The 19,064-nt window shown below is 71.2% G+C and carries 17 protein-coding genes; 10 read left to right on the forward strand and 7 right to left on the reverse strand.

The genetic code is table 11. From position 1 onward, the window contains the following. Positions 1-59 precede the first annotated feature (59 nt). From holA to rsfS, 3 genes are all read left to right on the forward strand, one after another. A complete protein-coding gene (holA, locus tag FKV24_RS08455) occupies positions 60-1,112 on the forward strand; it encodes a DNA polymerase III subunit delta (RefSeq protein ID WP_141482060.1) in 1,053 nt (350 codons plus the stop codon). A 13-nt stretch (positions 1,113-1,125) separates the two neighbouring features. Further along, complete coding sequence (nadD, locus tag FKV24_RS08460; RefSeq protein ID WP_141482061.1) at positions 1,126-1,800, forward strand: nicotinate-nucleotide adenylyltransferase; 675 nt, start codon at positions 1,126-1,128, stop codon at positions 1,798-1,800. Positions 1,801-1,923: 123 nt separating this feature from the next. Continuing rightward, positions 1,924-2,340, forward strand: coding sequence for a ribosome silencing factor (gene rsfS, locus FKV24_RS08465; RefSeq protein WP_141482062.1), 417 nt, complete (start codon positions 1,924-1,926; stop codon positions 2,338-2,340). A gap of 75 nt (positions 2,341-2,415) precedes the next feature. Here the strand turns inward: rsfS and FKV24_RS08470 are convergent, their stop codons facing one another. Next, a complete protein-coding gene (locus tag FKV24_RS08470) occupies positions 2,416-3,975 on the reverse strand; it encodes an alkaline phosphatase PhoX (protein ID WP_141482063.1) in 1,560 nt (519 codons plus the stop codon). A 192-nt stretch (positions 3,976-4,167) separates the two neighbouring features. Between FKV24_RS08470 and rlmH the strand changes: the two genes are divergently transcribed. Beyond that, positions 4,168-4,638 carry a 23S rRNA (pseudouridine(1915)-N(3))-methyltransferase RlmH gene (gene rlmH, locus FKV24_RS08475; protein ID WP_141482064.1) on the forward strand — a complete coding sequence of 157 codons (471 nt, stop codon included), beginning with the start codon at positions 4,168-4,170 and terminating at the stop codon, positions 4,636-4,638. 325 nt (positions 4,639-4,963) lie between these two features. Here rlmH and FKV24_RS08480 read toward each other — a convergent pair whose 3' ends face one another. Together FKV24_RS08480 and FKV24_RS08485 are read right to left on the reverse strand one after the other, a co-directional pair. Next, positions 4,964-5,704 carry an energy transducer TonB gene (locus FKV24_RS08480; RefSeq protein WP_141482065.1) on the reverse strand — a complete coding sequence of 247 codons (741 nt, stop codon included), beginning with the start codon at positions 5,702-5,704 and terminating at the stop codon, positions 4,964-4,966. A 155-nt stretch (positions 5,705-5,859) separates the two neighbouring features. Next, on the reverse strand, positions 5,860-6,603 hold the full coding sequence (locus FKV24_RS08485; RefSeq protein WP_111267992.1) for an SIMPL domain-containing protein: 744 nt from the start codon (positions 6,601-6,603) through the stop codon (positions 5,860-5,862). A gap of 310 nt (positions 6,604-6,913) precedes the next feature. Between FKV24_RS08485 and FKV24_RS08490 the strand changes: the two genes are divergently transcribed. The 4 genes from FKV24_RS08490 (at position 6,914) to tldD (ending at position 14,609) form a co-directional block, all read left to right on the forward strand. After that, entirely contained in the window at positions 6,914-7,501 is a 588-nt protein-coding gene (locus tag FKV24_RS08490) for a Maf family protein (RefSeq protein ID WP_141482066.1), read from the forward strand. Continuing rightward, the gene (rng, locus tag FKV24_RS08495) at positions 7,498-9,039 is read left to right on the forward strand and encodes a ribonuclease G (RefSeq protein ID WP_141482067.1); all 1,542 of its coding nucleotides are present in this window, start codon (positions 7,498-7,500) and stop codon (positions 9,037-9,039) included. Before FKV24_RS08490 ends, rng begins: the two co-directional genes overlap by 4 nt. 117 nt (positions 9,040-9,156) lie before the next feature. Continuing rightward, positions 9,157-13,029, forward strand: coding sequence for a YhdP family protein (locus FKV24_RS08500; RefSeq protein WP_141482068.1), 3,873 nt, complete (start codon positions 9,157-9,159; stop codon positions 13,027-13,029). Between the two features lie 134 nt (positions 13,030-13,163). After that, positions 13,164-14,609: a metalloprotease TldD gene (gene tldD / locus FKV24_RS08505; protein ID WP_111265942.1), complete on the forward strand. Its 1,446-nt coding sequence runs from the start codon at positions 13,164-13,166 to the stop codon at positions 14,607-14,609. A gap of 64 nt (positions 14,610-14,673) precedes the next feature. On the opposite strand, the gene yjgA is transcribed toward tldD, so the two are convergent. Continuing rightward, positions 14,674-15,234, reverse strand: coding sequence for a ribosome biogenesis factor YjgA (yjgA, locus tag FKV24_RS08510; RefSeq protein WP_141482069.1), 561 nt, complete (start codon positions 15,232-15,234; stop codon positions 14,674-14,676). A 118-nt stretch (positions 15,235-15,352) separates the two neighbouring features. Between yjgA and pmbA the strand changes: the two genes are divergently transcribed. Both pmbA and FKV24_RS08520 read left to right on the forward strand, forming a co-directional pair. Beyond that, positions 15,353-16,741: a metalloprotease PmbA gene (gene pmbA / locus FKV24_RS08515; RefSeq protein WP_141482070.1), complete on the forward strand. Its 1,389-nt coding sequence runs from the start codon at positions 15,353-15,355 to the stop codon at positions 16,739-16,741. Between the two features lie 129 nt (positions 16,742-16,870). Next, positions 16,871-17,311 carry a DUF4870 domain-containing protein gene (locus tag FKV24_RS08520; protein ID WP_141482071.1) on the forward strand — a complete coding sequence of 147 codons (441 nt, stop codon included), beginning with the start codon at positions 16,871-16,873 and terminating at the stop codon, positions 17,309-17,311. An 81-nt stretch (positions 17,312-17,392) separates the two neighbouring features. On the opposite strand, the gene FKV24_RS08525 is transcribed toward FKV24_RS08520, so the two are convergent. The 3 genes from FKV24_RS08525 to tilS form a co-directional block, all read right to left on the reverse strand. Further along, positions 17,393-18,274 (reverse strand): polyprenyl synthetase family protein, encoded by an 882-nt coding sequence (locus FKV24_RS08525; protein WP_141482072.1) that lies wholly within the window; start codon positions 18,272-18,274, stop codon positions 17,393-17,395. Beyond that, positions 18,267-18,539 (reverse strand): exodeoxyribonuclease VII small subunit, encoded by a 273-nt coding sequence (locus tag FKV24_RS08530; protein WP_141482073.1) that lies wholly within the window; start codon positions 18,537-18,539, stop codon positions 18,267-18,269. Before FKV24_RS08530 ends, FKV24_RS08525 begins: the two co-directional genes overlap by 8 nt. Positions 18,540-18,654: 115 nt before the next feature. Then, a partial coding sequence (gene tilS, locus FKV24_RS08535; protein WP_141482074.1) for a tRNA lysidine(34) synthetase TilS occupies positions 18,655-19,064 on the reverse strand: 410 nt, incomplete at its 5' end.

The following is a 19,064-nucleotide window of genomic DNA, read 5'->3' on the forward strand; positions in this document are numbered from 1 at the left end:
CGCCGCCGGCCAGTGGTGGCGCAGCCGAGCCGGAGCCGGCGGACGACGGTCGCTGAGTCGTGGAGCTCAAGCCGGAGCAACTGGCCAGCCGGCTCGAATCCGAGCCGCTGAAACCGGCCTATCTGATCGCCGGCGCCGAGCCGCTGCGGGTGCTGGAGGCGGCCGATGCGGTGCGCGCCGCCGCCCGTGCGCAGGGCGTGAGCGAGCGTGAGGTGTTCGAGGCCGAGGGCAACCAGCGCGAGCCGGACTGGGCGGCGCTGGAGGCGAGTTTCAACGCTCCGAGCCTGTTCGCCAGCCGTCGTCTGGTCGAGCTGCGGTTGCCGACCGGCAAGCCGGGCAAGGACGGGGCGGCGGTGATCAGCGATTTCTGCGCCGCGCCCGCCGCCGACGTCACCCTGCTGGTGACCGCGGGCGAGTGGAGCAAGAAGCACGCCGGAAAATGGAGCGAGGCGATCGGGCGGATCGGTCATGTCGCCGTGGCCTGGCCGATCAAGCCGCACGAGCTGCCCGAGTGGATCGAGCGCAGGCTGCGCGGGCACGGGCTCTCCGCCGACCGCGACGCGGTGCAACTGCTGGCCGACCGGGTCGAGGGCAACCTGCTCGCCGCCGCGCAGGAGATCGAGAAACTGGCGCTGCTGGCCGGTGCCGACAAGGCGCCGCTGGACCTGGCGCGGATGCAGGCGCTGGTCGCCGATGCCGCGCGCTACGACGTGTTCCGCCTGGTCGATGCCGCCCTGAACGGGCAACCGGTGCAGGTGTCGCGGATGCTCGCCGGACTCCGCGGCGAAGGCGTTGCGGTGCCGGCGCTGATGGGCATGGTGGTGATGGAGCTGCAGCGCGCCGCATCGCTGGCACGGGTCGCGGCGGCGGGCGGCAATCTCGGCGCCGAGTTCAAGGCGCAGCGGATCTGGGATTCCAAGCAGTCGGTCTACCGGCGTGCGCTGCAGCGTCATCCGGCGCCGCGCTGGGAGGCCTTCGTCGGCGTTGCCGGCAAGGTCGACCGGATGGTCAAGGGGCGCGAGGCCGGCGATCCGTGGCTGGGACTGGAGCGGCTGCTGCTGGCGGTGGCCGATCCAAAGGCGGTGCGGCTGCTGACCGCGACCGCGGCCTGAGGGCGCCGTCGCCATGGACCTGTGGCTGATCTACGGCGGTACCTTCGACCCGATCCACAACGGGCATCTGGCGATCGCGCGTGCCGCACGCGACGCGCTGGGAACCCCGGTGCGGCTGATGCCGGCCGCCGATCCGCCGCACCGTCCGCCGCCCGGCGCCGACGCCCTGCAGCGGGCCCGGATGCTGGATATCGCGGTGGCCGGCGAACCGGGCCTGCGGGTCGATCGTCGCGAGCTGGAGCGCGATGGCCGCTCCTGGACCGCCGACACCTTGCGCGCGCTGCGCGAGGAGATCGGCCCGCGGAGGCCGGTGGCATTGCTGGTCGGCGCCGACAGCTTCCTCGGGCTGCCGTCGTGGAAGCAGTGGCGGGAGTTGTTTGAACTGGCCCACTTCGTCGTCGCCGAGCGTCCCGGCAGTCCGATCGACGGGGCACTGCCGGAGCAACTCGCCGAGGCGGTGGCCGGGCGCTGGGCCGAAGCGCCGTCGGCGCTGGAGCAGGCGCCCGCCGGGCGGATCTGGCGGTTGCGGCAGCCGCTGTCGGATACCTCGGCGAGCGGGATCCGGCGGCGGATGCGCGAGGGTGGCGACTGGCGCGGCGACCTGCCGCCGGCGGTGGCCGCCTATATCGAGCGGCATGGCCTGTACGGTCGCGCGCCGCTGCGCTCGCGGGCCGGCGGTTCCGGCTAGCGGACCGCGGGCGGTCTTGCTCAACTTGCTGAACCCGGGTTCCTGGAGGTCGGCGCGACCGCAGGGGCTTCGCTATAATCCTCGCGCACCCTACGTCCCTGAATCGACCATCCGAGCGAGCACTTGAGCAACCAAGCCCACGTCATCAAGACCCGTATTCCCGATCCGCCTCCTGCCGCCGAGCAACTGCTCAGCGCCGTGCGCGATGCGGTGGAGGCACTCAAGGCCAAGGATGTCGTCGAGATCGACGTGCGCGGCAAGAGCAGCGTCACCGACTTCATGGTCGTGGCCTCCGGCACGTCGACCCGCCACGTGAAGTCGATCGCCGACGAGGTGGTCAAGCACGCCAAGCAGTTGGGCTACATGCCGCTGGGCGTGGAAGGCGAGCGCGAGGCCGAGTGGGTGCTGGTCGACCTGGCCGATGTGGTCGTCCACATCATGCTGCCGCGGGTGCGCGAGTTCTACGCGCTGGAGCGGCTGTGGACGGTCGGCGACCAGCCGCCGGAGTCCGACACGGACGAGGCGCCGCAGGACGCCTGAGCAGGCGCCCGGCCATCGCAGGATCCGAAGCGTAACGGCGCCCCGAGGGGCGCCGTTCGCGTTTGCGCGCGGGGTTCAGAGTCCGCCGCGCGCCCAGGGGCCGGTGATCGCGAAAGTGATGCCCGGGGTCTGGATGTTGACGAACATCGTGCGTCCGTGCGGATCCCAGCAGGCGCCGGCGAACTCGTTGCTGCGGTAGTCGCCCTCGGCGACCACCTTGTCGGCGCCGGCGATCTGGCTGTCGGTCAGCTCGACGTTGTTCTTGCACAGGTAGAACGATTCGCCGCGACGGGTCAGACCGAGCAGGCGCGCGCCGGGGCCGTAGTTGTCCGGACTGGAGCCGCCGTCCTCGCACAGCACCACGCCGCCGCGCGGGCTGACGGTGATGTTGTCGGGATTGTTGCCGGCCAACGGGTTGCCGCTGACGAACAGCGCCTTGAGCCGCTGGCTGTAGAGGTCGAGCACCCAGACCGCGCCCTCGCCGCGACCGGGGCGGCCCTGGCTGTCGACGCCGGTGGCGGTGTCGACGATGAACATCTGGCCGTGCGCGTACCAGATCCCCTCGCCACGGCTCATCCGCAGGCAGCCCTCGGCCCAGGCCTGGGCGAACGGACCGCTGAGGGTGTCGCCGCTGCCGATGTCGGGGAAGCCGGCCGGCGCCGCGATCGAATCCATGTCCGGCTCCTGGATGTCGACCCATTCCAGCCAGTAGCTGTCGCCGATGTTGGCGACGGTCAGGTCGGCATTGGGCTTGCGGCGCACGCGCGCGGCCTGCAGACGGCCGCCGTTCTCCAGCGAGCCGTGGCGGCCGAAGCGATCGTTGGGGATGAAGCGATACAGGCCGGCCTTGTTGCGGTCGTCCTCGGTCAGATAGACGATGCCGGTGCGCGGGTCTACCGCGACCGCCTCGTGGCTGAAGCGGCCCAGGCCGACCAGCGGACGACCGCTGGTGCGTTCGGTCTCCGGATGCACCTCGAACACATAACCGTGCTTCTTGCCCTCGCTGGAGCTGGCATTGGTCTTGATCTCCTCGCAGCTGAGCCAGGTACCCCACGGGGTCGGGCCGCCGGCGCAGTTGACCAGGGTGCCGCCGAGGCTGGCTTCCATCTCCTGCCACTGGCCGTCGCGCCAGAACAGGTTGGTGGTGCCGCCACCGGCGCGCTGGCCGCCACCGAGGTCGCCGGTGTCGTACATGCCCGCCGCCTGGATCGGCGTGGTCGCGCCGCGTTCATGATTGCGGACCAGCACCAGCTCGGCGCCGTGCGGACGACCGCGACCGCGGCCGCGGCGCGGGTGGCCCTGGGTGTAGGCGCGGACCACGGCCATGCCGTCGTGGTTGCTCGGGCAGGGCTGGCCGTCGGCCATCATGTCGCCGGTCCAGCCGAACGAGCGGTAGCTGAAGCCCTGCGGCAGCTGCAGCAGCGGCAGCCCGGTGGTCAGGTCGGCGACCGGTTGCAGCGGGCCGTAGGGGCTGGGGACGGGTTCGAGCTGGACCGGGTCGCCGTGGCGCGGGCCGCGGCCGTGGGCCTGCGCCTGGCGGGACTGTAGGGCGCCGAGGCTGCCGATGGCGCCGATGGCCATGGCGGCGGCGCTGCCCTTGAGGACCTGGCGGCGGGACGTATCGAAATCGTGCATCTGCAACTCCTGCTGGCTGGGGGGTCAGGGGGGACCAGAGTGGGAACAACACGAACGGCCGCGGAACAGGGAGCGGCCGGTGGGGGGCCGCCCGACGCTAGGGCGCACAGATAACGGTCCGATGACCCGCGGGTTTCAGCGTGGCTTCCCGTGACCCACGACCGGTAACATTCGCGACATGGAGACGAATCCATGAAGGCGAAGTTGATCGCGGTCGGGGAGCGTCCCCCGGCCTGGGTGACCGAGGGCTTCGAGGAGTACCGCAAGCGGCTGTCGCATTGGCTGCCGCTGGAGCTGGTCGAGGTCGCACCGGGGATGCGCGGCAAGAACCGCGATGCGGCCCGGGCGATGCAGGACGAGGGCGGCCGGGTGCTGGCCGCGCTGCCGAAGGGCGGGCTGGTGGTCACCCTCGACGGCCGCGGGAAGCCGTGGAGTTCGGAGCGGCTGTCGCAACGGTTGGAGCACTGGCGCGGCCAGGGGCGCGATCTCGCCTTCCTGATCGGCGGGCCGGAAGGGCATGCGCCGGAAGTGCTGGCGCAGGCCGACGAATCGTGGTCGCTGGGCCCGGCGACCCTGCCGCACATGCTGGTGCGGCTGCTGGTCGCCGAGCAGCTCTACCGCGCCGCCGCGATGCTGGCCAACCATCCCTATCACCGCGCCTGAGCGGGGTGGCGCCAGGAGGAAAGCCTCATCGCGGCTCACGCCGCTCCTACGGGATGGTGGCGTATGACCCAGCCCCCTGAGTCAGGGGGCGATTCGCATCGCAGATGCGAATGGGGGTGTGGAAGCGCAACGGCGGGGCCCAAGGTTTGTGCAGCGAACCTTGGGAGATATCCGGGCGCAGCCGGATATCGTTCCCCCCTGACTCAGGGGGTTGGGGCCGTGCTGCATCGCTTTTCGTAGGAGCGGCGTGAGCCGCGACCGGGCCTCCCCATGAAAGCCCGGTCGCGCTCGCCCGTGCAAATGCCGCAGTGGCGGGACGGGTCGGTTACAGCCTGAAGTCGACCGGCACCAGGCCGATCGCGCGGATCGGGTGGCCGTCGCGGGTTGCCGGCTGGAAGCGCCAGCTCTTGAGCACCTGGCGCACCGCGGCCTGGTCGAGGTCGCGGTGGCCGCTGCTGCGCGAGACCGTAACCTCGATCGGCTGCCCGGTTTCGTCGACGACGACCTGCAGCAGGACGGTACCGCTGCGGCCCTCGCGCACCGCCTTGACCGGATAGCGCGGCGCCGGCGCGCTGGCGTAGGCGAGGCGGGCGCCGGTCATCGGCGACAGGTCCGGCGGACCGTCGTCGATCGCGTTGTCGGCGATGACGTCGGTGGTCTCGCCGACCGTATCCACAGGAGGAACGTGGATGTCGAGCGCTTGGCTGTCGGGCAGCGGGTCGGGCTGCCGGACCGGCGGACTGGGCTGCCGCACCGGAGCGGTCGGCGTGCGTTCGACCGGCACCGGCACCGGCGGCGGGGGCGGCTGGTCGAGCTTGATCGGCTCGACCAGGATGGTTTCCTGCTTCGCTTCGACCGGCTCGATCGACTGTGGCCGCAACAGCAGCATCACCGCGACCAGGTGCAGGACGATCATCGCCGCCATCGCCAGTATGCGATTGACGTCCGGCCCGTTGCCGTCCGCCAGCGCGGCCCGCCAGCGTTCGAAGCGCGACCCTTCGCCGTGGCGCGGATCGGCATGCTGCTGCTCGACGTGCTGCTGTCCAAAGGGGAAGCTGGGGGTCATCGGCCACCTCCATTCGCGGTCTGTATGGTTCACGAACGCGCGACCCGGGCCGGCGGGGTTGAGGCGCTGCCCGCCAATGCGAAGAGGCCCGCCGGAGCGGGCCTGTGCAATTCGCATCGTCGTGCGTCACGCCTCCCGGAAGAGGCGGGCGGCGATCACCGGCCCAGCTCGAACACGATGTCGAGGTTGACCGACAGGCTGCTCTCGCCGGCGGCGATCGGGGTGTCGGCCATCTTGCCGGCGCGTGCCATCGCCATCATCGGCATCGGCCGCGGAAAGCCGTCGCCGCCTTCGCTGATGCTGACGATGCGGCGGACCCGCAGCCCCAGCGTCTTGGCGTACATCCCGGCGCGGGCCTGGGCCTTTTCCACCGCGGCGCGGCGGGCCTCGTCGTAGGCCGACTCCTTGTCCTCGACATCGAAGCTGGGGCCGTTGATCTGGTTGGCGCCGGCCGCGACCAGCGCATCCATCACCTGGCCGAGCTTGCCGATGTCGCGCACGGTGATGTTGACGGTGTTGCTGGCCTGGTAGCCGGTGATCGTGGGCGCGCGGTCGTTGTTGTGCTGGTACTGCGGATGCAGATTCACGCCGCTGGTCTGGACGTCGCGCTCGGCGATGCCGGCCTTGCGGATCGCCGCGACCACCCGCTCCATCTGCTCGGCATTGGCGCGCATCGCGGCATTGCTGTCGGCGGCCTGGGTGACCACGCCGGTCGACAGGGTCGCCATGTCGGGCACGCGCCGGGCCTCGGCTTCGGCGCTGATCGACAGCAGGGTGCCGTCGGCGCTGGCTTGGGGGGCGGAAGTCTGGGCGTGGGCGGTCATGGCGGGCAGGGCTCCCAGGGTCAGGGCGATCGCGAGGGCGGCGGCGAAGGCGGGGCGGGTGAGGGATTGGGGCATGTTCGACTCCATCAGGGGGTGGGGCAAGGCCTGGCCGGTGGCGAGGCGGATCATCCGCAGACGATGCCTGTTCATCCGGTAGGACGAGGTGAACGGGTGAACGGAGCGTGAGCTGCGTCGGGGTTATCGATTCGGCATCGGCTGGCGCTCAGTCAGTGCGGGTTATGCTTTCCGGACCGTATGGTGATGTGGCGGCCGGGCCGTGCTTGAGGGGTCCGTGCCGTGTCTCAGGGGCGGGCCGTCCGGGCCCATTCAGTTTCCGGGAAGCCGGGTCTGTCGTCCGCCGCTTCCTTCCGTTCCGGGAGCCTTGATGCTCTATCTCGCTTCGAAATCCCCGCGCCGCCGCGCCCTGCTGGCCCGCCTGGGCGTCGACTTCGACACCATCGATCTGGATATCCCCGAACAGCGCCTTCCCGGCGAGGCGGCCGACGACTACGTGCGCCGGGTCGCGCGCGAGAAGGCCGGCGCCGGACTGCTCGAGGTCGTCGCCACCCCCGGCGCGGTGGTGCTGGGCTCCGACACCGAGGTGATCCTCGACGACGAGGTGTTCGGCAAGCCCGCCGATGCCGATGACGCGGCGGCGATGCTGCGCAGGCTGTCCGGACGCACCCATCGGGTGGTGTCGGCGGTGTGGCTGGTTTCGGCCGAACGCGAGCTGGAGACGGTATCGGAGTCGAAGGTGAGCTTCGATCGCCTCGACGAGGCGCGCATCGCCGCCTATGTCGCCACCGGCGAGGCCTTCGGCAAGGCCGGCGCCTACGGCATCCAGGGCGCGGCCGAGGTGTTCGTGTCGCGGCTGGACGGCAGCTTCTCCGGGGTGATGGGCCTGCCCCTGTACGAGACCGACGCCTTGTTGCGGCGGTTCGGGCTGCTGCCGGCGGCCGGGAGCGTCGCATGACCGAGGAAATCCTGGTCAACGTCACCCCGCGCGAGACCCGCGTCGCGGTGGTCGAGAACGGCATGCTGCAGGAACTGCACATCGAGCGCGGCTGGGCCCGCGGCGTGGTCGGCAACATCTACAAGGGCAAGGTCCAGCGGGTGATGCCCGGCATGCAGGCGGCCTTCATCGAGATCGGCCTGGAACGCGCCGCGTTCCTGCATGCGGCCGACATCGCCAAGCCGCCTCCGGTCAGCAACGGCGAGGGCGAGGAGGCACCGTTGCCGCCGGCGCCGACCCGGCCGATCACCGAGCTGCTGCGCGAGGGCCAGGAGATCGTCGTGCAGGTGGTCAAGGACCCGATCGGCAGCAAGGGCGCGCGCCTGACCACCCAGCTGAGCATCCCGTCGCGCTACCTGGTGCTGCTGCCCAGGGCGCGGGTGATCGGGGTATCGGCGCGGATCGAGGACGAGGACGAGCGTGCGCGGCTGAAGGCGCTGGTGGTCGGGTGTGCGGCCGAGTGCGCCGCCGCGCGTTCCGGCGCGGCCACCGCGGGCGAGGTCGACGGCAGCCCGGCGCCGACCCACGGCTACATCGTCCGGACCAACGCCGAGAGCCAGCCGGCCGAGGCCCTGGCCGAGGACATCGCCTACCTCGGGCGGGCCTGGTCCCTGATCGAGGCGCGGGTCGCCAAGGCACGGGTCGGCGAGCGCGTGTACGAGGACCTGAGCCTGCCGATGCGCGCGGTGCGCGACCTGATGCGCAAGGACGTCGAACGGGTCAAGGTCGATTCGCGCGAGACCTGCGAGCGCCTGCGCACCTTCGCCGCGCAGTTCATGCCGGGGCTCGACGAGAAGATCGAACACTACAGTGGCGCGCGCCCGATCTTCGACCTGTACGGAGTCGAGGACGAGATCGGCCGCGCGCTCGACAAGCAGGTACCGCTGAAGTCCGGCGGCTACCTGGTCATCGACCAGACCGAGGCGATGACCACGATCGACGTCAACACCGGTTCCTTCCTCGGCCAGCGCAACCTCGAGGAGACCGTCTACCGCACCAACCTGGAGGCCGCGCAGTCGGTCGCGCGCCAACTGCGGCTGCGCAATCTGGGCGGGATCATCATCATCGACTTCATCGACATGACCGATCCCGAGCATCGGCGCCAGGTGCTGCGGCAGCTGGAGAAGGCGATGGCGCGCGATCACGCCAAGTCGACCGTCTACGAGTTCTCGCCGCTGGGCCTGGTCGAGATGACCCGCAAGCGCACCACCGAGAGTCTGGAGCGCCAGCTCAGCGAGGCCTGCCACGAGTGCGGCGGCCGCGGCACCCTGAAGACGCCGGAAACGGTGACCTACGAAATTTTCCGCGAGATCGTCCGCCAGGTGCGTCAGTTCGACGCCCAGCGGTTGCTGGTGATCGCCTCGCCGCAGGTGGTGGTGCGGATCACCGACGAGGAGTCGGCGGCGGTCGCCGAGCTGGAGGAATTCCTCGGCAAGAGCATCCGTTTCCAGGCCGACGAGCAGTACTCGCAGGAGCAGTTCGATGTGGTGCTGCTCTGACCGCGGAGTTTGCGGTACCTGTTGCGGGGTTCGCGCGCGTTCGCCCCGGACGGCCCGGCGCATGAGCGCATGGCCGGTGGGTGCGGGGCCGTTGCCCGGTCGCGGGACGGAGGCCTGATGCCGACCCCGATGCGCCGCCGCCTGCGCATGGCCCGTCGCGGCCTCGGCTATGCCATGGCGGTATCGCTGGTGCTGGTCGCCTTGCTGCTGGGCGTGGCCAGCCAGTTGTTGCCGCTGGCCGAGCGTCATCCCGAGCGGATCGCGGCGTGGCTGAGCGAGCGCAGCGGCCGGCCGGTCGCGTTCGACCGGGTCGAGACCGAGTGGACCCGGCGCGGGCCGCTGCTGAAGCTCGACAACCTGCGGATCGGCCCCGGGCGCGATGCGGTGGTGGTCGGCGATGCCGAGATGCTGGTGTCGATCTACGAAGGCCTGCTGCCGGGACAGGCGCTGTCCGAGCTGCGCCTGCGCGGCCTCGACCTGACCCTGGAGCGTGCCGGCGACGGACGCTGGCAGGTGCGCGGTCTGCCGGGACAGCAGAAGGCCGGCGGCGACGTGTTCGAGACCCTGGAGGCTCTGGGCGAATTGCAGGTCGTCGGCGGCAAGCTGTCGGTGATCGCGCCCGCGTTCGGCATCGAGGCCCACATCCCGCGGGTCAACGTGCGCCTGCAGGTCAGTGGCGACAGGGTCCGCGCCGCGCTGCGCGCCTGGCCCCAGCTGGACGGCACACCGCTGACCGCGGTGCTGTCGCTGGACCGTCGCAGCGGCGATGGCACGGCCTATGCCGGCGCCCGCGAGGCCGATCTCGCGGACTGGCGCGGCTTGTTGCAGCTGGCAGGCGTGCGGGTCGAAGCGGGGCAGGGACGCGCCGAGGCCTGGGCCGAGCTGCGCGGCCATCGGATCACCGCGGTGACCGTGGATACCCTGCTGGAGGAGGTCGCCCTGGTGCCGGCGGCCGGCAATGACGAGCGCACGGCCCGGTTCGGCCGTGTCGAGGGCCGCGCGCGCTGGCGACTGATCGACGATGGCTGGCGCTTCGATGCGCCGGTGCTGCGGGTCGGCGAGGGCGACGCGCGCCAGGTGCTCGACGGCCTGGGCGTGGCCGGTGGTCGGCGTTTCGCGGTGCAGGCCGAGCGCATCGATATCGGCCCGTTGCTGGCGGTGGCGGCGTTCAGCGACCGCCTGTCGCCGGCGTTGCGCGATTGGCTGCAGCGCAGCCGGCCGCAGGCGGTGCTGCGCGACATCCGTGTCGCCGGCGAGAGCGGCGGCGCGCTGCGTGCGCATGCCCGGATCGAGCGCGCCGGCTTCCAGGCGCTCGGCGATGCGCCCGGAATCAGCGGCCTGGGCGGGGTGATCGACGGCGACCAGTCGGGTTTCGTGCTGAGGCTGGACGAGACCGCGCCGATGCGGTTCGACTGGCCGAGCGGATTCGGCGTGGTCCATACCGTCAAGCTCGCCGGCGACATCGCCGGCTGGCGCGACGGTGCCGGCTGGCGGGTCGCGACCGGTGCGTTGCGCCTGGACGGCGGCAGTTTCGCCGCCGATGTGCGCGGCGGCCTCGGCTGGCAGGGCGATGGCAGCCGGCCGCGGATCGACATCGCCGCACGCCTGGACGATGCCGCGGTGCCGGTCGCCAAGGGGTTCTGGGTTCATCACCGGATGCCGCCGGCGGCGGTGGCCTGGCTGGACGCGGCCCTGCAGGGCGGTACCGTCCGCGACGGCCGCGCGATCATCAGCGGCGATCTCGACGACTGGCCGTTCCGCGACCATCAGGGCCTGTTCGAGGCCACCGCGCGGATCGAGCAGGGCGAGATCCGCTTCCAGCCCGGCTGGCCGGCGGTCGAGGAGCTCGACGCGGACGTGCGCTTCGTCGCCGAGGGTTTCGATGTCAGCGGACGCGGGCGCATCGCCGGCGTCGCGATCAGCCGAATCGAGGCCGGCATCGATCGTTACGTCGGTGGCCGTCTGTCCGTCGATGCCGACGGCGACGGCGATGCCAGGCGGTTGCTCGAACTGCTGCGGCAAAGTCCGCTCGACGACAGCATCGGCGAGCACCTGGCCTCGTTGCAGGCCAGCGGTCCGGCCCGGGTCGGTTTCGCACTGCGGTTGCCGATGAAGAAGGGCAGCCATACCGAGATCGACGGCAGCGTCGATGTCGACGGCATCAAACTGTCGGATTCGCGCTGGGACCTGGCGTTCGACCAGGTCCGCGGTCGCGCCCGCTACTCGCGCGGCGGCTTCCGGGCCGACGGCCTGAACGTGGTTCACGAGGGACTGCCCGGGACCCTCGCGCTGCGCGCCGGAGACGGCCATGTGCGCGATCCGGGGCATGCCTTCGAGGGCGAACTGCAGGCTTCGATCCCGGTGCGCGAGCTGATCGCGCGGGTGCCCGACCTGGACTGGTTGCGGCCACACCTGTCCGGGCGCTCGTCCTGGACCGTCGGCGTCGATGTGCCGCGCGCCATCGACGGTGTGCAGGCCGCGTCGCGGTTGCGATTGGGCTCGGACCTGGTCGGCACCGCGCTGGAACTGCCGGCGCCGTTGCGCAAGCCGGCCGGCGAGTCGCTGGCGGCGACGATCGAAACGCCATTGCCGCTGGGGAGCGGCGATGTGCGGGTGGCGCTGGGCGATCGCATGGCGGTGCGCGCGCGCAGCGGCAACGGCCAGACCGGGGTGCGCATCGCCCTGGGCAGTACCGAGGTGACGCAACCGGCACCGGCGCAGGGTCTGATCGCCAGCGGCCATGCCGCGCAGCTGGATGCGATCGAATGGATCGCGCTCGGCCGGGCCGGGACCACCGGCGGCGCGATGCCGCTGCAACGGATCGACGTGACCGCCAGCGAGCTGCAGATGCTCGCCGGCGTGTTCCCCGACACCCGCGTCGTGGTCACGCCCGGCGCCGACGGTGCCCTCGCGGTGGCGACGTCCGGCGAACACCTGCAAGGGCGGCTGGCGATTCCGCGCAGCGGCGGGCAGGCCATCGTCGGCCGCTTCGATCGGGTCTACTGGCGCGCGCCGACGGTGGCCGCGGACGCTTCCGTCGCGCCTGCCGCGACTGCCACGATAGAGGCGAGCGACGTGGTCGACGCGGTGCCGGCGGCGATCGCCAGTGCCGAGGCGGACGCACTCGATCCGGCGGCGGTGCCGCCGCTGACGATCGACGTCGCCGACTTCCGTCTCAACGACGCGGCGCTGGGACAGGCCGGGTTCCGCTCGCATCCGACCGCGACGGGCATGCGCATCGAGCGCCTGCACACGCGCGCCGACAAGCAGAGCATCGAGGTCAGCGGCGACTGGAACGGCCGCGGCGCCGCCGCGCGGACCCGGATGCAGCTGGAACTGCGCAGCGAGGATTTCGGCGAGTTGTTCGACGGACTGGGGTTCGGCCTGGCCGGCCGGATCGGCGACGGCCGCGGCCGCGTGCAATTCGATGCCGGGTGGTCCGGCAGTCCGGCGGCGTTCTCGGCCGGTGCGCTGGAAGGGCGCCTGAGCATCGATGCGCGCGATGGCCACCTGCTCGAGGTCGAGCCTGGTGCCGGGCGCATGCTCGGCCTGTTGAGCATCGCCCAGCTGCCGCGCCGGCTGTTGCTGGACTTCGGCGACCTGTTCTCCAAGGGCTTCGCCTTCAACCGGGTCGCCGGCAACGTGGTGTTCGCCGATGGCCTGGCCCGCAGCGACGACCTGCTGATCGACGGACCGGCCGCGGCGATCGCGATCAGCGGCACCACCCACCTGCGCAGCGAGCGCTTCGACCAGACCATCGAGGTGCGACCCAAGGCCGGCAATCTGCTGACCGCGGTCGGGGCGATCGCCGGCGGGCCGGTGGGTGCGGCGATCGGTGCCGCCGCCAACGTGGTGCTGGAGAAGCCGCTGGGCCAGATCGCCGCCCGCGTCTACCGCGTGACCGGCCCCTGGAAGTCGCCCAAGGTCGAGGTCCAGACCCGCGAACAGAGTCGCCGGGCCGCGGCCGAATCGGCGCCACCGGCGGGTTGATTGACCGCCCTTCGGCACCCATCCTGCCTGTACCGGCGGCGCAAGCCGCGGCGAGGCCTTCCCGTGACAGCCGAGGATCGCGGCCCGCGCCGCCGTCGAGCTGCCGCAACCCCCTGTTTCCGGACAACCAACCCATGACCCAGCCCCTGCAACTGGCCGAATCCCGTCTCCTGCTTCCCGCCGGGCTCGACACCGGTGGCCTGGAGCGCGCCTTCGGCACCCTGCTCGGCCCCGGCGTGGATTTCGGCGATCTGTATTTCCAGCACAGCCGGCGCGAGAGCTGGTCGGTGGAGGACGGCATCGTCAAGGACGGCGCCCATTCGATCGAGCAGGGCGTCGGCGTGCGTGCGATCAGCGGCGAGAAGACCGGCTTCGCCTATTCCGACGAGATCAACGGCCAGGCCCTGCTCGAAGCCGCCGGCTCGGCGCGGGCGATCGCCCGCGATGGCCGCGTGGTCGGAGCGCAGGCGCTGAGCCGCAATCCGGGCGGCGGCGGCCTCTATCCGGCCGAGGATCCGATCGACGGCTATGCCAACGAGGCCAAGGTCGAGGCGCTGCGGCGCGTCGACCGGATGCTGCGCGCGGCCGATCCGCGCGTGCGCCAGGTGATGGTCAGCCTGTCCGGCAGCGTCGACACCGTGCTGGTCGCGCGCAGCGACGGCGTGCTCGCCGCAGACGTGCGCCCGCTGGTCAGGGTCAACGTGCAGGTCATCGTCGAACAGGACGGCCGCCGCGAAAGCGGCTACGCCGGCGGTGGCGGCCGCTACGGCTATGCCGAGCTGCTCGACGGCGGCCTGCCGGAGCGGCTCGCGCGCGAAGCCCTGCGCCAGGCCCTGGTCAACCTGGAGGCGATCGATGCGCCGGCCGGGGTGATGCCGGTGGTGCTCGGCCCGGGATGGCCCGGCGTGCTGCTGCACGAAGCGGTCGGGCATGGCCTGGAGGGCGACTTCAACCGCAAGGGCACCAGTACCTACGCCGGGCGCATGGGCCAGCGGGTCGCCGCGCCGGGCGTGACCATCGTCGACGACGGCACCCTGGCCGGCCGCCGCGGTTCCTTGAACATCGACGACGAGGGCACGCCGACCCACTGCACCCCGCTGATCGAGGACGGCATCCTGGTCGGCTACATGCAGGACACCCTCAACGCACGGCTGATGGGCATGGCGCCGACCGGCAACGGCCGCCGCGAATCCTTCGCCCACCTGCCGATGCCGCGCATGACCAACACCTACATGCTGGCCGGCACGCACGACCCGGAGGAGATGATCCGCTCGGTCGAGCGCGGTCTGTACGCGGTCAACTTCGGCGGCGGCCAGGTCGACATCACCAGCGGCAAGTACGTGTTCAGCGCGACCGAGGCCTACCTGATCGAGAACGGCAAGGTCACCGCGCCGGTCAAGGGCGCGACCCTGATCGGCAACGGTCCGGAGACGATGCAGAAGGTGCGCATGGTCGGCCACGACATGGCGCTGGACGAGGGCGTCGGCGTCTGCGGCAAGGACGGACAGAGCGTTCCGGTCGGCGTCGGCCAGCCCTCGTTGCTGATCGACGGGCTGACCGTGGGCGGCACCCGCGCCTGATGCGGACCGGCGTGTCGGCGCGGGGGCTCGACGTATGCGGCGCGGCGGATGCCGCCGCGGGCGTTCAGCCGTGGTCGTCGTCGGCGCTGCCCGCGTTGTCGTCGGCGTTGCCGGCGATGGCCTCGCGGACCTCGCGGAACAGCTCGCGGAACGCGCGCGGCGGCTTGTTGCGCTTGCGTTCCTCCAGGGTGTTGCGGACCAGCTGGCGCAGGTGCTGGCGGTCGGCGGCCGGGAACGCGTCGATGAATTCGGCCAGTGCGGCGTCGCCGTCCTCGAGCAGGCGCTCGCGCCAGGACTCGGCGCGGTGCATCGTGGCGACCTCGCGACGCGCGGCCTCGCCGCTCTCGTCCATCGCGTCGCGGACCGCGTCCAGGACCTCCTCGTCCTCGCGGCGCATCTGCTTGGCCAGGAACGCGAGCTGGCGCTTGCGGGCGATGTGCGAAGTGATGCGGCGGGTCTCGCGGATGTGCGGCAGCAGCGATTCCGGCAGCGGCAGGCGTTCGAGCTGGGCGTCGGTCAGCTCCGACAGCCTGCGGCCCAGTTCGAGTACGTCCAGCGCCTCGCGGCGTCGCTGGCTGCGGCTGGGGCTGAGGTATTCGCCGGTGTCGTCGTCGGTTCCACGCATATTCGTTCTTCTCTACCGCCCGTCGCACCGGCTTGCGCCGGCGTCGGGCCGATGTTTCCAATGAAGGGTCGTACCCGGAGCCGGCTGGCGCCGGGCCCAGAACAGAAAGGATAAGGCATTGGCCACCACCCCCCCGAGCATTCCCGTCCACGACGACAGTCAGGCCCGCCTGGACGCGCTGGAGGCGCTGTCCCTGAAACTGCTCGAGCGCTGTCGCGGGCAGGGCGCGAGCCAGGCCGAAGTGTCCTGCAGCGAGGAGACCGGACTCAACGTCAGCGTGCGGATGGGCGAGGTCGAGACGGTCGAGGCCTCGCGCGACCGCGGCATCGCGGTGACCGTCTACTTCGGCCAGCGCAAGGGCAGCGCCAGCACCGCCGACCTGCGCGAGGACAGCCTGGCGGCGACGGTCGAGCAGGCCTGCGCGATCGCCCGCCACACCGAGGACGACGCCGCGGCCGGCCTCGCCGATGCCGAGTTGATGGCGACGCCGCAGGCCGACGGCGGCTGGCGCGACCTGGACGACTGGCATCCATGGGAGGTCGAACACGATCCGCAACGGGCGATCGCGCTGGCGCTGGCCGCCGAGCAGGCCGGGCGCGACTTCGACGCCAGGATCGAGAACTCCGACGGCAGCTCGCTCGGTACCGGCACCAGCCTGGGCGTCTACGCGAACTCGCATGGCTTCATCGGTCGCGAGCGCGGCAGCCAGCACAGCATCGGCAGCGCCTTCATCGCCGGGCGTGGCGATGCGATGCAGCGCGACGGCTGGTACAGCATCGCGCTGGCCGCCGACGACCTTGAGCAGGCCGCGACGATCGGCCGCCGTGGCGCCGAGCGCACGGTGTCGCGCCTGGCCCCGCGCAAGCTCGCCACCGGCCGCCATCCGGTGCTGTTCTCCGCCGAGATGGCGCGTTCGCTGGTCGGACACCTGCTCGGGGCTGTCTCCGGCGCCGCCCTGTACCGTCGCGCCAGCTTCCTGCTCGACAGCGCGGGTACCCGGTTGTTTCCGGAGTGGTTCGCGATCGAGGAACAGCCGTTCCTGCGCCGCGGTTTCCGCTCGGCCAACTTCGACGCCGAGGGCGTGGCCACGCGCGAGTCGGCGCTGGTCTCCGATGGCGTGCTGCAGCGCTACATCCTCGGCAGCTACTCGGCACGCAGGCTAGGCCTGCAGACCACCGCCAACGCCGGCGGCGTGCACAACCTGCAGGTCGCGGCCAACGCCGGCGGCTTCGAGGACCTGTTGCGCGGCATGGGCCGCGGCCTGCTGGTCACCGAGCTGATGGGGCAGGGCGTCAACAGCATCACCGGCGATTACTCGCGCGGCGCGGCCGGATTCTGGGTCGAGAACGGCGAGATCGCCTATCCGGTCGACGGCATCACCGTCGCCGGCAATCTGAAGGACATGTTCCGCGCGATCGAGGCGGTCGGCAGCGATGTCGACCCGCGTTCGCACGTGCGCACCGGCTCGATCCTGATCGGCGCGATGACCGTCGCCGGCGAGGGTTGAGCGAGGGTCGAGGCGACGACGGCGCCTCCGGGCGGAGGCCGCCATGGCTTCCGGCAGTTGACGGGCAGGAGCGATCAGCCGACAGTGAGAGGTCTGAAACCTTCGTCCGAACCTTCAGGGAGATCCACGATGAGCGGTACCCAAGACCCGAACGAGCCGTCCCAGACGCCGCCCCCGCACAACGAGCCGCCGGCGTCTCCGCCGCCGCCGCAGGCCGCGCCCGAATCGGCCTCGACCGATGCGGCCGGCAGCGACGACCGCAACCTGGCGATGCTGACCCATCTCTCGGGTCTGCTCTTCAGCGTGGTGATGCCGCTGGTCGTGTGGCTGATCAACAAGGACAACTCCGCCAAGGCCTATCTCAACGAGCAGGCCAAGGAAGCGTTGAACTTCCAGATCACCATCATGATCGCGTTCGTCGTCTCCTTCATCCTGACCTTCGTCATCATCGGCGCGCTGCTGATGCCGCTGGTGGGACTGGCGAACCTGATCCTGTGCATCGTCGCGGCGGTGAAGACGGCGAACGGAGAAAACTTCCGCTATCCGTTCACCCTTCGCCTGATCAGCTGAGTCCGATCGGTCGATTGCGCGTTCCGCGCGGCATCACGACAACGCCGGCCCAGTGCCGGCGTTGTTCGTTTACAGCGATCGCTAGCGGTCGCGTTCGATGGCGAGGCGGCCCAATGCGCCCAGCGCCGAGGCGCTCTCGCCGAAATCCGACAGGGCCGCGTCCATCGTCGTGGCGAGGTCGGACAGCAGGCAGCGCGAGGCGACCATGCCGATCAGCGCGGGGAAGGTCGCCTTGGCCTGCACCAGGTCCTTGCCCGCGGTCTTGCCGAGCGTGGTGCTGTCGCTCTCGATGTCGAGGATGTCGTCGCGGACCTGGAACGCCAGTCCCATCGCGTCGGCGAAGCGGTCGAGGGCCTCGGTCTGCTCCCGCTCGGCACCGCCGCACAGCGCGCCCATCCGCACCGCCGCGCGGATCAGCGCTCCGGTCTTGAGCGCATGCAATCGCTTCAGGGCCTGCACCGACATCGCGTGGCCGTTGCCGGTCGCATCCAGGTCCAACGCTTGTCCGCCGCACATGCCGGCCGCGCCGGAGGCGCCGGCCAGCACCCGGAACAGTGCGACCCGGGTCGCATCCGGCACCGGGGCGTCGGCGAGCAGCTCGTAGGCGCGCGTCTGCAGGGCGTCGCCGGCAAGCACCGCGGTCGCTTCGTCGAAGGCGACGTGCACGGTCGGCTGACCGCGGCGCAGCGCATCGTCGTCCATGCACGGCAGGTCGTCGTGGACCAGCGAATAGGCGTGGATCAGTTCGATCGCGGCGGCCGGCGCATCCAGGGTCTCGGGGGCGGCACCGCACAGCTCGCCGCTGGCGTAGACCAGCATCGGCCGCATCCGCTTGCCGCCGAGCAGGACCGCGTGACGCATCGCCGCATGAAGTCTGCGTGGCGCAGCGTCGGGGTCGGGCAGGCAGCGGGCCAGCGCCGCGTCCGCGCGCGCGCGCCAGCGCGCGAAATCGCGCTCAGACATCGTCGGAGCGGGGAGCGTCGGCGGCGTCGAATGGCCGCCCGCTGGCAGGGTCCTGTGGATCGCTGAGCAGACGCACGCGCAGCTCGGCCTGTTCGAGCGCGGCCTGGCACTTGCGATACAGGCCGACGCCGCGTTCGTAGGCGGCGAGCGAGTCTTCCAGACTCATCTCGCCTTGTTCCATCTTCTCGACCAATTGTTCGAGCGCGTCCAGCGACTGCTCGAAATCGGCGACCGGCGAGGCTTCGGTGGCGGGTTTCTTGGCCATGGGGGAAGTCTATCGCCTTGGTCGCCGCTTTTGTGGGTGCGTGGGGCGATCGCGGACGTGGCGCAAGCTGCGATAGCGCTTTCATGGGAAGGCCCAATCGCGACTCTCGCCGCGCCTACAGTGGCTCGGGCGATTCCTGCGAAGGCGGACCGTCGTGCCACAGCAGCCGCGCCTGCCGGGCGCGCAGCCAGTCGTCGAAGGCCGCCGAGTAAACCAGGTCGCCGGCGGCCAGCAGCTGGTTGGAGCCGTCCTCGAGCAGCGGCAGCCGCTCGCGCACCCAGGGTGGCACTTCGAGGTCCTGCAGCACCTGCTTGAGCGCATGGTGGTGACCGCGGCCTGGCAGGACGATGCGCTCGCCGCCGCGGCGGGCGCGCACCCGGCACGGCGCCGGCAGGGCCTCGGTGCCTTCCAGACACAGGGTGCCGCCGCCGGGCAAGGTCAGCGGCTGACGGCCGTCCCATCCCAGGTCGAGGTCGTCGGGCAGGGCGGAACGTTCGCGGTCGGCATGCAGCAGGCCGCGCCAGC

It is taken from the genome of Marilutibacter maris (genome assembly GCF_006546735.2).
GTDB classification, from domain to species: domain Bacteria; phylum Pseudomonadota; class Gammaproteobacteria; order Xanthomonadales; family Xanthomonadaceae; genus Marilutibacter; species Marilutibacter maris.

Bases quoted from the DNA above. Each gene is read 5' to 3' on its own strand.
- yjgA (WP_141482069.1), bottom strand. From the start codon at position 15,234: ATGCGTGGAACCGACGACGACACCGGCGAATACCTCAGCCCCAGCCGC.
- tldD (WP_111265942.1), top strand. From the start codon at position 13,164: ATGACCCAGCCCCTGCAACTGGCCGAATCCCGTCTCCTGCTTCCCGCC.
- FKV24_RS08520 (WP_141482071.1), top strand. From the start codon at position 16,871: ATGAGCGGTACCCAAGACCCGAACGAGCCGTCCCAGACGCCGCCCCCG.
- FKV24_RS08470 (WP_141482063.1), bottom strand. From the start codon at position 3,975: ATGCACGATTTCGATACGTCCCGCCGCCAGGTCCTCAAGGGCAGCGCC.
- FKV24_RS08530 (WP_141482073.1), bottom strand. From the start codon at position 18,539: ATGGCCAAGAAACCCGCCACCGAAGCCTCGCCGGTCGCCGATTTCGAG.
- rng (WP_141482067.1), top strand. From the start codon at position 7,498: ATGACCGAGGAAATCCTGGTCAACGTCACCCCGCGCGAGACCCGCGTC.
- FKV24_RS08525 (WP_141482072.1), bottom strand. From the start codon at position 18,274: ATGTCTGAGCGCGATTTCGCGCGCTGGCGCGCGCGCGCGGACGCGGCG.
- nadD (WP_141482061.1), top strand. From the start codon at position 1,126: ATGGACCTGTGGCTGATCTACGGCGGTACCTTCGACCCGATCCACAAC.
- FKV24_RS08485 (WP_111267992.1), bottom strand. From the start codon at position 6,603: ATGCCCCAATCCCTCACCCGCCCCGCCTTCGCCGCCGCCCTCGCGATC.
- FKV24_RS08480 (WP_141482065.1), bottom strand. From the start codon at position 5,704: ATGACCCCCAGCTTCCCCTTTGGACAGCAGCACGTCGAGCAGCAGCAT.
- FKV24_RS08490 (WP_141482066.1), top strand. From the start codon at position 6,914: ATGCTCTATCTCGCTTCGAAATCCCCGCGCCGCCGCGCCCTGCTGGCC.
- FKV24_RS08500 (WP_141482068.1), top strand. From the start codon at position 9,157: ATGCCGACCCCGATGCGCCGCCGCCTGCGCATGGCCCGTCGCGGCCTC.
- rlmH (WP_141482064.1), top strand. From the start codon at position 4,168: ATGAAGGCGAAGTTGATCGCGGTCGGGGAGCGTCCCCCGGCCTGGGTG.